The following is a 13131-nucleotide window of genomic DNA, read 5'->3' on the forward strand; positions in this document are numbered from 1 at the left end:
GAAAAGTAGAAGAAGGTAAAAATAAAATGAGTGTACTAAATGCTGTAAGAAACAAAATTATACACATCATTTTTGCTTTGATTAAAAATCAAACTTTTTATCAAAACCGCTTGAATTTGTCATAGAAATCGAATTGACGGTTTTAAAATTGTAATAGCTCCCATCACTACATTCTAAAATGTACATGTATCCTGTCATCGGTTATCCTTTATTTTAATACATAACAAGGATAGTGTTTACTAGTTTCATTTTTCGGAACTGGGATTATACTCACCCTTCAACCCTTCGACCCTTCGAGAGCCTCAGGGTCCTCTGGGTTCGGAAGATCAATAAAATCCAAAATGTCATTAGGGGGGCTGAGGCTCTCGAAGCCCCAAGTACGTAATCTCGAAGCCCGAGTATACAATCAACCCAAAAACTAAATCCTATTCCAAAACAAGATTTTTCATACGAATTCGTTATTTTTAAAGCCAAACTCCTTTTCTAACCCTAAAAACATCTACTTTGAAGAATAAAAAATTCTGGAAACGAATTTTATTACTACTAATCTTAGTACCAATTGTATTAGTAGGAGGTCTAATGCTATACATTCAGAGCTACCAATCTGAAATTATTAAAGAGGAAATCGCAACGCTAAACCAAGAACACAAAGGCCTTATTCGTGTTGGTAAAAGTGACCTATCTCTTTTTGGCAACTTTCCGTACATTTCTATAAAAGTTGATGATGTGCAAATTTTTGAAACCAAAGAAGACAATGCACCCATCATCATGGATGTAAAAGACATATACATAGGCTTTAACCTATGGGATATTGTAAGTGGAAATTATGATATTCAGTCTTTATTAGTAGAAGAAGGTGTTTTTAATATTGTGATTCATGAAAATAATACTACAAATATTCAAAACTCTTTAGCAAGCACAGCTGAAACGGAAACTCCAACTACCAATATTCATTTAAAGAGGGTTAAATTAAAAAATCTAGATATCCACACCTTAGATGAAGCCACGAATACCGATGTCGAAAAATTTATATACACCGGTAAAGGTGGTTTTACCCTAAAGGATAGTATCATCGCTGGGCATATAGACACAGAACTTGAATTGAATGTAATCAAAGATGGTGATACCACCTTTATCCGAAAAAAACATTTTGAAATTCATACCGATTTAGAATTTAATGAATATACAGGCATTCTCGATATATCGCCCTCGGGTATTGTTATGGAAAATGGTGATTTTGAGTTAGAAGGGGCTATAGATACAAAGAATGATGTCGACCTTGACTTTTATATCAAAGGGACCAAACCAAATTTTGATATGCTTATTGCATTTGCACCTACAGATGTAATACCTGTGCTGGAGAAATATAAAAACGCCGGTGAAATCTATTTTAATGCTCGTATCCATGGACCAGCAAACAAAGGAAACAGACCATTTATCAGTGCCAAATTTGGAGCGGGAAAAGCTTTTTTAGAAAATACCGAAAGAAAGAAAAAGATAGATAATATGGGCTTCAAAGGTCATTTTACGAATGGAGCTAATAGAGATGCCAGTACCATGGAGTTTTCGCTAACTGATATGACAGCCTCTTTGGAAAAAGGAGAATTTGAAGGTTCTATTTTTGTAAAGAATTTTGAATCCCCAGAGGTAGAAATGAAAGTAAACTCGAATTTCAATCTCGATTTTATTGCAGAATTTTTTGAACTAGAGCAAGTACAAGATGCCTCTGGAGAAGTTTCATTAAAAATGAATTTTCACGATATTATTGATATTGATGAGCCCGAAAAAGCATTACAAAAACTCAATCAAGCCTACTTTGCAGAGTTGATTGTAAAAGATTTGAGTTTGGTTGCCAAAAAACTTCCTGCTCCCCTACACGATTTGAATGTACATGTAGTCATGAATGGCAAAGAAGCGACACTGAACCAGTTTGAGTTGTTATTGGGAAATTCGGATCTATCCATAAGTGGTTTTCTTTCAGACTTGCCTGCCATTGTACATCATACAAACATCCCCGTAGAGGCCCATTTGGATATTGCCTCTAATACCTTAGATATTGCCCAATTAACCCGTTTTTCAAAACAGGATACTACCCAAACCGGTGTTGATGAACAAATAAAAAACCTAAAGTTGGGACTTTCTTTTAAAACTTCTGCCAAAGATTTTACAGAATCTAAATACTTACCCAAAGGTGAATTTTTTATCGATAGTTTATATGCAGACCTGAAGCATTATCCGCATAAACTACATGATTTTCATGCCGATGTATTAATCGATGATAAAGATTTGCAACTAGTAGATTTTACGGGGTATATAGATGATAGTGATTTTCATTTTGATGGACTCATACATGATTATGCCTTTTGGATGCAACCCGAACTAAACGGAGATGTAGATTTAGATATCAATCTTACTTCTAAGAAGTTAAGGCTAGAAGATGTCTTTTCGTATAAAGGAGAAAATTATGTTCCAGAAGAGTATCGGCATGAAGAATTTGATGATTTAGCATTGCATTTTGCTGCTGGGATGCATTATAAAGATTCGGCTTTGCATTCTATCGACCTGGCTTTAGATAAGTTAGACACAAAAATGAAATTGCATCCGCTTCGTTTTCATGATTTTAGAGGAAACATACATTACGAAGACGAACACATCATGATCAAAGGCTTTCATGGCGAAATAGGAACCACCAATTTCAATTTCGATTTAAACTATTATCTGGGTAAAGATCAACAAATAAAGAAAAGAGATAATTATCTCTCAGTAAAGGCTAATTATATCGACTTTGATGCCCTTTTCAATTTCGATTTAAGTCCGACAAAATCAACAGAAACGGTTGCTTCAAAAACTGAAGATGTAAAAGAACATGCAGAGGCCTTCAATCTATATGAGTTACCCTTTACAGATATGCAATTTAAGGCAGATATCGCTCACTTCATTTACCATAGAATAGATCTTCAAAATATCAAAGCAGATTTAAGAACAACACCCGACCATTATATTTATATAGATACGTTACATATGGATGCGGCAGGAGGAAATATTCAATTAAATGGATATTTTAATGGTAGTGATCCAAAGCATATCTATATGCAACCGGATTTGGTTATGAATAATGTGGATTTGGATAAATTGCTGTTCAAATTCGAAAATTTTGGGCAAGACCATCTGGTTTCAGAAAATTTACAAGGGAAACTCACCTCTAGAATTAAAGGGAAGATTAGAGTATACCCTGATATGGTACCAGATCTGGATCAATCTACTATAGAAATGGACGTAAAAGTGTTGAATGGTAGGTTAAAGAATTACGACCCCATGCTGGCGCTTGCAGATTATATGGGAGAAAAAAACCTGCAAAACATTAGGTTTGACACTTTGCAAAATAGCCTGAATATTAAGAAAGGGAAGATTAATATTCCTACTATGACCATCGAATCTACCTTGGGTCATATAGAATTGTCGGGTACGCATGATAACAATCAAAATATCGATTATTATTTACGTATTCCGTGGAAAACGGTACGAAAAGCTGCCTGGCAAAAATTATTTAGAAGCAAGAAGGATGCTGCTGTTACTGAGGAGCAAGAAGATGAGATTGTAGAAGTAGATCCTAACGAAAAAATAAAATATCTTAATCTAAAGATCAAAGGAAGTATAGATGATTATAAGGTTTCGTTGGGTAAGAAAAAAGAAAAATAACCGCTGAGCCTGGAGGTATACTCACCCTTCGACCCTTCGAGAGCCTCAGGTTCCTCAGGGTTCGGAAGATCTATAAAATTTAAAGTGTTGATGAGGGCTGAGCGAAGCCGAAGCCCTCATATGCTTGTTTCAAGAACTTCTTAATAAAAGCGTCAGTTCGAGTGCTTCGACGCAAGGAGAAGTGTATCGAGAACCAGAACCGATTTTTTGGTTTTTAAAACCTACGTCATCCTTAGCTATATCGAAGTCCGTTTTATTTCTAGTAATCTAAGGATTCGAGGGTCTCACCCTTCAAATGATTGAATTATAGATTGAAGGCTGAACCCCCTAAGCACTCTTATCATTTTTTGAAGTAAGATCTGGGTTTTGAGTGAGCTCTTTTGCCCAGGCAATAGCATCTTCGAGATTATCAAAGCTCTTAAAACTGTTTCGCATAAAGAGTTTTTCTATCATAGAGGTTATTAAACCTTTACGAGTATAGCTTACAATTCCATATCCCCGTAACTTATAATCGCTTTTAAAAAACTTGATCCAATCACTGGGTTTTACCGAGTATGAGTGTACACGGTTGGATATAAGTACCAGGCTTTCGCCCTTTTGATCGTATAATTCGCTTAATTCTGCAACAATGGGTTCGGCATGATCATCCCAGGTGTATACAATGCCCTCATCAATTTCGGCCACCATAAAGGTGTCAAACAAATAATAGGTAGCATACGGATACCGCATTACTTGTATTGCATCATTATAAAAAGGTGAATCTTCTAAATATCCCATAACATACTCACATAAACCCTCCGAATCATCTTCCCCTTGAAGTACTTCTTTTATTCGGAATATATACAATAGTATGAAGATACTAATTAATATGCAATCTATACCAAAGAAATGGTGCTATCTTTATGATTATGAAAGAGAAAATATGCTATTTTAGTGAAGCTATCAATGCAGGATCATAATGTATAGCAAAATATGGACAAATATAACATTAAAGGTACTCACGAACTCACCGAGCATTTCTTTAGAAATGAGTACGGAAAAATAGTATCTGTAGTCACCCGTTATATCGGCACAGACAATGTGCAAACGGCCGAAGATATTGTACAAGAAACGCTATTAAAAGCCGTAGATCATTGGCAGCAAAATGGGATTCCTGAAAATCCGAAAGCCTGGCTATATACTGCAGCCAAAAACCATACTCTCAATATTTTAAAGCGTAAAAAACATATATTACAATATCAAGACCAACATAAACATAACATATCACAAGATCAACCTCAAGATTTTCATATTTCTGAGGATATGATTAATGACGAACAGTTAAAAATGATGTTTGTATGCTGCCATCCTTCTATTTCCGAAAATTCTCAGATCACCCTTATGCTAAAAATCTTATGCGGATTTAGTATTAGCGAAATTGCCAATGCTTTTTTTACAACTTCAGAAACTATTAATAAGCGATTGGTAAGAGGGCGCAAACAATTAAGAGACGCCAAAATCTCTTTTGAGATTCCTAAAAACAACATTGAAAGTTTAGACATCGTTTTAAAAACCATATACCTACTTTTTAATGAAGGATATAGCCCATCGCAACAAAATAAGGTGGTACGATACGATCTTTGCCTCGAAGCCATACGTCTTGCAGAACTATTATATACAAATCAGCATATTGTTCATAAATCTAATACGGCTTCGTTATTGGCCCTAATGTATTTAAACGTGGCTCGTTTTGAAGCTCGTAATGATTCTGGTAATTTAATCGAAATGCATAAACAGGATCGAATGCTATGGAATACAAAATTGATAAATAGAGGGATTCATTACCTCAATCAAACCACCAAAGACAATACTACTTCTGTATACCAGATATTGGCCACGATATCTGCTCACCATTGTATTGCTCCAAGTTTTGAAGATACAAACTGGATAGAGATATTGGCTTTATATGATAGTTTATTACAGCTTCAGGATACGCCATTGGTGCGGTTAAACCGAGCTATTCCTTTAGCAAAAGTTAACGGAAATGAAGCGGCTATTAAAACACTGACACAATTAAAACAAAACTCTGATATCGCGAGTCATTATCTTTTTCATGCCACGCTAGCTGAGTTTTATAAACAAGAAAATAACACTGATAAAGCCATTGCATCCTTAAAACAATCGCGTTTACTATGTTCTAACCCAAGGGATATCGAATTAATTGAAAAAAAATTAAAAAACATTGTCCCTATTTGAAAGATTTGATTGTTGTAGGGGTATAAATCATAAACTATAGAAATAATGAAAGAATTCATGTTATTTATTAGAAGTGAAGAAGAACCAAAGGCTGATCTTTCTCCTGAACAACTACAACAACATATCGAAAAGGTTGGTGGATATATTAAAGGATTAATGGAAGAAGGAAAAATGAAATCTGCACAGCCCTTGGAGATGGAAGGTAAAATCCTATCGTATAAAAATGGGAAAATTGTTGATGGACCGTATAATGAAACTAAAGAAATTATCTCAGGCTATTATCACCTATTAGCAAAAGATCTGGACGAGGCCATAGAAATTGCGAAACGTGATCCCAGGTTTGAAGAAGGTATCTGGCGTGTCGAGGTACGACCAGTTAAAGTGGTTGAAGGGATTAATTAAAATCATCCCGTATACCTAGAAAATACAATATCCTCATTATCTAGTAGGACAATGGGGATTTATTATTTAATATAATTTCAAATAGTACAGCATCATTTATCGATACTTTTCATTAATAATATCGGTTACTGTTTCTTTAAGCACCCTGATATACGTATGTAATAATTCGCCTTGATTAGTTGATGAAATCCACGGATTCATAAACGTTGAAATAATAAAATGTAAAGGCACGTCTTGCATTTCAGATAATCCAGCTCTATGATACAGGTGTGTCATAAACTTTTTACAATAATTATTGGGATCAAACTCTGAAGCCGTTACAATTAATGGCGTTTTTTCGATATCGTCCTGCCAAGGGTGAAAACTTAATCGATTATAAAGCTCATTATTAAGATCACTCATTTTTTTAGGATCTGTATTTAAGGTACCATCAGCATTTTTGAAATTAAACATATAGGTAACAATGGTTTGATCCTGCCCCATGTTTCTTAATAGGCTCATGGCAGGTTCGTCTGCAATAATTTCTTGATTAGGTACATCAATAATGCGGCTTTTCAAAAACAACAGCTCATCGATTACTTCACGTTGGCTTTTTCCTTGCTTTGCAGCTGGGGTTTGGATTAGTGGAATACATACAAAAGGATTATCCTCTAGATCCAGGCAAGCAAGTTGGGCATAGAATTTTTTGGCAATAAACGTACAATCACTTAATATTTTACCATACCCATCCTGATTGGTTGGGATTACACGATGTGATAAATATACAGATGCAGCGGCAGCTCCTGGTTTAGAACCTTCTACTCCATACACTCCTACTGTTGGATCTAATCCTCCATGAAAAACTACAGGAGCTTTAAAAGATACCAGGTTACGCATGGCAGAGTTACGATAGCACAACCCGCCTGCAGGATACGGTACATATCCAGCTTTATGAGGATCAATTGTAATAGAATCTGTATGGGCTAGTGCTTTGTATTGTCGCGCTACATAATCACTTATTGGCAATTTAGAAAAATCCTGAGAACCATCGGTACTGCGAATCATAGATGGAAAATACCCTCCCCATGCCGCATCAGCATGAATGGTAAATTCTAATCCTTTTTTACGGTATTTGTCTCTAAGTTGTAATAATTTTTCGAGATCATCAACTGCACCTTCCTGTGTAGTACCAATAATCGCCACAGCAGTAATCAATGGGATTTTGTTTTCTGCACAATCGGCCAGGATCTCCTCTAGCCTCTCTATATCCATTCGGGTGGTTTTACCATTAGGTACAATTCTTAGGTTCTGCTCTCCTATTCCTAATAATGCGGCAGCTTTAGGCCAAGAATAATGTTGTGTATTTGGCGTTATTGCCACCGGGGCCTGTGATATTCCCGTAAGGTACTTCTGATAAAAATTAAAAAACCCTAAGGTTTGTACAGAATATTTAGCAGTAGTTTTTTCAAGATTTTCTATGGTAACTTCGGGATAATGATTGGCAATTATAGTTGGTATAGCCAATACTTCATCGATGGGCATATTAAGAGCTTCCCAGGCATCAAGATCGATAATACGCTTGTTCTGTCCTGCCAGATTTTTTATTTCTAAAGTTGCCAGAGCTGCCAGACTCTCTTCATTTTTGATAGCGTTTTGTAAAGCAACAATATAGAATTTAAGGTTACGCGCCATCCAAAGCCCTTCTATGTTAGCCACTGTACCATCGCAAGTGATATGCCCCCAGCCTACGATCCCCTCTTCTACAGGTAATACCTGATCATTTGGTGCTTGTATCGGAGTGGTTTTGTATCCTAACATCTCGCACAGATCATTACCAGCCTGCATTTCTAATAGAGTGGTTACCGGAGACGTTTCTGCAGCGACATTATTTTGATTATATAGCAAAGCCGAAAAATATCCTAAAATACTTGGGATATTAACATCCCAAAGCATATGTCCTACGCTTCGCATACTAAAGAAAGGTGCCGACTTTTGAAGTTCTTGCAATAACTTATGGTATTCTTTTTCTAAAGTAGCAAGACTATCCTGGTATTCTGGCGAGTCTTTTACTTCTTGGGTAATGAAATTAGGATCTTCTGGAAAATAAGATTTTCTAACATCGGTATTGGCTTCTATAGCCTCTAGAATCATTCTAGAAAACCAATCTGCATTCTCTCCTTTAGAGCCTAAAAACCAGGCACCGGTCTTATTGATATCATCTTTTTGGATAGGTTTAGGCTGTGCTACACTGCCATTGAGTAACGTTTCTGTTATCATTGTTATGTTTTAAGATTTGGGGGAAATAAGAACATAGAGAGGCATTCTGTAGGTTATTGCTTCTCGGTTCTTAACTATATTTTATGCAATATTTAGTATTGGGTAACTTCTAGTGGGTTTCTAGCTCTTTGCTATGAATAAACCATAGATGTTTTTCTAGGTCAATTTTATGAAGACCTTTTTTGCCACTAATCACTACATCATAAGAAGGTTCTGTAAGAGGAGCTTTGTCTATATAATTTGTTTCAGACATGGCCATACCCGGAAAGGTGATTACCATTCCTTTTTGTAGCTCTTCTGGAGTAATCCCTGCAGGAACTTCTTTTAGTTTAACAATATGCTGAAAACTTGGTCCCTTAAGTACATAATGTGAAATAAAGGCTTCGTCCCCTTTTCCGAAAAGATAATAGGTTAAATTAGGAGGATACATTGCGTGATCATCAAGTGTGTAATGATGAAATACGATTAAGTTTTCTAATACCGCTTTTTTACTTTGAGTAACTGCCTTTTCTTTTTCCATAAACTGACCATCATTGATCAAATGCTCTACACCATCTACCCAGGGGAAATTGTTATAGAAAATATCATAGCGCAATTCTTTCTTATCATCTTGGTTATACTCTCCTTTTTCATTCAAGAACATATCTGCCAATACCATGCTTTCGGCATCAACTTTTGACCACTGTGATAGATTTGCCAAAAAGTATGGAGCCTCATTATTCTTTTCATAAAACGAAACAAGACGCTTTTGTACATCTTCTCCAAGATCAAATTCGGCAATGATTTGATACTGGTGGTTCGGGTTAGAAAACATTGGAATATGACAGTAGTATACAGACTCTTTTCCTACCACAACATAACCACCATGTGCATCTGGTACTTCTTGCTTTTTATCATGAACTACTTTAACATGGTTAGAAATAAATACAGGATTGGGTTTTTTATGGGTATCTGCATGAGAATCATCATGGGTTTCATGCTCGTGTGTTTCTTCTTTTGGAGTACCATAATCACTTTTCGATTCTGTAGATGTGTTTTGAGAACAACTAATAAGGAATACTGAAATGAATAAAAATGTTAGATAATTTTGCATAATAGGTTATTTTTAAGGGGTTAAAATGAACTTTTGGCACAAATCATTAACTACTCCTGAAATTTGGCACGAATGTGATTATTCTTAATCTCATATTCAAACAAAGTAGATGTAATTAATAGATTTTCAATGATTTAGATTTAAATTTCTTTAATTTGGGTGCAAAGATATTTGAAAATCTATATAAGAGGTTGTCAAAAACTTATGATTTTGTCATTTATACTAAAATTATGTCGTATAAAGTTTTGATTGAAAAGTACTTACTGGAATTTTGCCTTGTATAGCAGGATAACTTTATTAACTTTAACGTATTGAAAACCCTAAAAGAATTCTAATCAAAAACATATTTGTAGCTTATTTTCTAAATTCTATGCAAAACATCATACAAAAAGTATTGATCAGTATACTTTTTACACTTTTATATCAATACAGTACTGCACAACAAATGAAAGACTCTATAATTAACGATAATTCGTTTAAAATTAAAGAACTACCTCAAAACTCATATCAAGGAGTATTTAAGAATGGAAAACCTTATGAAGGATATTTTAAAAAAGGAGATCGTGAGTTTTATACAGTTGATTTCTACGAAAAAGGAATTCCGAAGTATCAATATTCTATGGATATATTAGAACAAATGAGTGCTACAGAGTTTGTTTTGAACATAAAATCTACATATAAAGAAGGAAAAATATATAATGGCTCCGAGCTTACATTAATTAAAGACGGAATTCTGTCTAAACAATTTAATAACGGCGAGCTTGAGCATTTTATGCTCGATGTTTTTGCTGTACATTATTATAATAGACTCACCTTCAAAAAACAAAAGGATACAATTTTAATCTCTAATCTACAGGAAAAAGACTACCATGTCGCATTATTTGTACAAAATGAAAGATGGATTGCACAACTGAGGCATCAAGACAATGTTCTGTTTCAACAAGAAAATGTATCGCATTCTGCAACACAATTTCCAAAAAATAGCCTGGTTCGTTTATATATTGAAGATACTATTGAACGCGGAATAGCGTATCAAATTAGTGACAATAAAAATGTTAGCACCACAGAAGCCAGGATAAATGAAGAGATCTTTAATACATTGGATTTTTCAAAATTAATAGATTATGATACTGCGTTTAATACCCTTGCAGAAACAATTATTGAAAATCAGGGGTTCGTTACAGAAAAAAACTATAAAAACCCTCCTACTATTATTGCATATTTTGAGACAGATGATAAGGGTGCAATTATAGATGGTATTCGATGTATACATAATAAAGAACGTAGTACATACCAAATTTATAAGGCAGGAAAAGTTACTAAAGAAGATAGTACAACAATAATTGCATTTCAAGAAATTTTTTCTAACTACATTAGAACTCAATAGGATCGTATAAAATAAATTCAAAAAGTAAAGGTTATCAGTATAAGGGGTTTCACTAATTAAAACATTAGCATATGAAAAAAGTACTGAAAGCTGTTAGTGTCCTAGTATTGGTTACACTTCTTTTTTGTTGTTCTGGAGATGATAACAATGCACCTATCAATAATCCCGATCCAGATCCTGTTCCTAATCCAACAGATGCTACTACCACACTGATTAATACACTAAGTGTACCATGGGAGCTACTTTGGGGGCCTGATAATTTTCTTTGGGTAACCGAGCGTAATGGAAGAATTAGTAGAATCAACCCCGATACTGGCGAGCAACAAGTAGTGATCACACTAAATAATGTTGCACAACAACAAGAAAGCGGATTACTTGGTATGGCACTTCACCCCGATTTTATAAATACTCCACGGGTATATGTGGTTTATACCTATTTGAGCGGAAATAACTTACTGGAACGATTGGTACAGTTTACATATAGTAATAATACATTATCGAACGAGACTACACTTATCGATCAAATCCCGGCCAATAGAATTCATAATGGCAGTAGGCTTCTGATAACGCCCGAGGGTCATTTATATATGTCTACTGGTGATGCCGGAAACACTAGTTTATCCCAGAATTCGAACTCTCTGGCGGGAAAAATACTCAGAATCAATCTTGATGGTAGTATACCAACAGACAACCCTATAGCCGGAAGCACTGTCTACAGTTTAGGGCACAGAAATCCACAGGGGTTAGCGATACAGCCAGGAGGTCGTATCTATAGTTCAGAACATGGACCAGATACAGATGATGAAATTAATATTATATCCGTTGGTGCAAACTATGGTTGGCAAGAAGTGCGAGGGTTGATCGACACTCCCGCCGAAGAATCATTTGCAGCCACAACACCAGTAACCGAATCCATTATGAACTGGACACCAACTATTGCGCCTTCAGATCTTGTATACTATACCAGTGATCGTATTCCACAATGGACAAATAAACTTGTAATGACCGTTTTAAAGGATAGGAAAATTGTTGCACTTACATTAAGTAACGACGGAACGATGGTTACGCAAGAAGAGTCCTTTTTTGAAGATGCTTTTGGACGTATTAGGGATATAGCCGTTTCGCCAACAGGGCGTGTTTTTATCGCTACTAATGGCGATTCTTATGGTGATACCAGTAATACGCATCGCATTATCGAAATTAATCGATTGAATTAGTATCAAATAAGTACATTTTTTCTTTATTGGTATAATCTTTAGCTACTATAATAAGTAGTATTCTCCAAAAAAGTATATATTTAAGCTGACTAACTTATGGAGACTATTACAATTAAAACCTTTGAAGAGCTTTTAGAGGCTCTTGAGCGTCAAAAAACGGGGCAAAACTTTGTATATCGTGGAGTATCTAATACTCGTTACGAGCTTATTACTTCATTAGGCCGTTGCGAATCAACTACAGGAAAACCAATCAATCGTTTAGAGTCCAGACTCACAAAATTGTTTAAGGAATCTTCTATTCCTTATCTAGAACATAAACCCAATAATGAATTAGAATGGCTGGCCATAGCGCAACATTATGGATTACCAACTCGATTACTCGATTGGACCTATAATCCATTAATAGCAATCTATTTTGCCATAGAATCTACTCCTGTTAACGATGGAGCAGTATATAAGCTTTCGGGCTGTTCTACAATACAAAAACCGGATGAGACAGATCCATATACTCTGGATAAAGTATATAAATACCGTCCACCGTATATTTCTGCAAGAATCCAGAATCAGGCAGGTTTATTTACAGTACACCATCAGCCCGAGGAAGCATTTGTCCATGATAAACTCATGAAAGTTGTAATTCCGAAGAAAATTAAAGCTTCGATCAAGAAAACACTTTTTAAATACGGAGTTAATCAACGATTAATGTACCCTGGTTTAGAAGGAGTTGCTAAGGATTTACGTTGGTTAGAAACCAAAATGTATTAGTCCATTACTCTGGTTCACTACCACCTTTAAGGAGCTCATTTGCAAATGATAAGGTTTTTCTGTACTTTAGGACCAAC

The 13131-nt window shown here is 35.3% G+C and carries 9 protein-coding genes; 6 read left to right on the top strand and 3 right to left on the bottom strand.

Translation table 11 applies throughout. The features are described 5' to 3' along the window. Window positions 1–504 precede the first annotated feature (504 nt). Window positions 505–3699: an AsmA family protein gene (locus JJQ60_RS18245; protein ID WP_201923623.1), complete on the top strand. Its 3195-nt coding sequence runs from the start codon at window positions 505–507 to the stop codon at window positions 3697–3699. A gap of 327 nt (window positions 3700–4026) precedes the next feature. On the opposite strand, the gene JJQ60_RS18250 is transcribed toward JJQ60_RS18245, so the two are convergent. Then, window positions 4027–4476: a hypothetical protein gene (locus JJQ60_RS18250; protein WP_201923625.1), complete on the bottom strand. Its 450-nt coding sequence runs from the start codon at window positions 4474–4476 to the stop codon at window positions 4027–4029. Between the two features lie 195 nt (window positions 4477–4671). Here JJQ60_RS18250 and JJQ60_RS18255 point away from each other — a divergent pair, with 195 nt between their 5' ends. Next, entirely contained in the window at window positions 4672–5934 is a 1263-nt protein-coding gene (locus tag JJQ60_RS18255; protein ID WP_201923627.1) for an RNA polymerase sigma factor, read from the top strand. Window positions 5935–5979: 45 nt separating this feature from the next. Further along, on the top strand, window positions 5980–6336 hold the full coding sequence (locus tag JJQ60_RS18260; protein WP_201923629.1) for a YciI family protein: 357 nt from the start codon (window positions 5980–5982) through the stop codon (window positions 6334–6336). Window positions 6337–6432: 96 nt separating this feature from the next. Here JJQ60_RS18260 and JJQ60_RS18265 read toward each other — a convergent pair whose 3' ends face one another. Together JJQ60_RS18265 and JJQ60_RS18270 are read right to left on the bottom strand one after the other, a co-directional pair. Next, window positions 6433–8592: a pyridoxal phosphate-dependent decarboxylase family protein gene (locus tag JJQ60_RS18265; RefSeq protein ID WP_201923631.1), complete on the bottom strand. Its 2160-nt coding sequence runs from the start codon at window positions 8590–8592 to the stop codon at window positions 6433–6435. Between the two features lie 109 nt (window positions 8593–8701). After that, window positions 8702–9685 (bottom strand): hypothetical protein, encoded by a 984-nt coding sequence (locus JJQ60_RS18270; protein WP_201923633.1) that lies wholly within the window; start codon window positions 9683–9685, stop codon window positions 8702–8704. Window positions 9686–10055: 370 nt separating this feature from the next. Between JJQ60_RS18270 and JJQ60_RS18275 the strand changes: the two genes are divergently transcribed. The 3 genes from JJQ60_RS18275 (at window position 10056) to JJQ60_RS18285 (ending at window position 13054) form a co-directional block, all read left to right on the top strand. Further along, window positions 10056–11072: a hypothetical protein gene (locus JJQ60_RS18275; protein WP_201923635.1), complete on the top strand. Its 1017-nt coding sequence runs from the start codon at window positions 10056–10058 to the stop codon at window positions 11070–11072. Between the two features lie 71 nt (window positions 11073–11143). After that, a complete protein-coding gene (locus tag JJQ60_RS18280) occupies window positions 11144–12289 on the top strand; it encodes a PQQ-dependent sugar dehydrogenase (protein WP_201923637.1) in 1146 nt (381 codons plus the stop codon). A 96-nt stretch (window positions 12290–12385) separates the two neighbouring features. After that, a complete protein-coding gene (locus JJQ60_RS18285; RefSeq protein WP_201923639.1) occupies window positions 12386–13054 on the top strand; it encodes an FRG domain-containing protein in 669 nt (222 codons plus the stop codon). Window positions 13055–13131 lie beyond the last annotated feature (77 nt).

Source organism: Aquimarina mytili, from assembly GCF_016735115.1.
Lineage (GTDB): Bacteria > Bacteroidota > Bacteroidia > Flavobacteriales > Flavobacteriaceae > Aquimarina > Aquimarina mytili.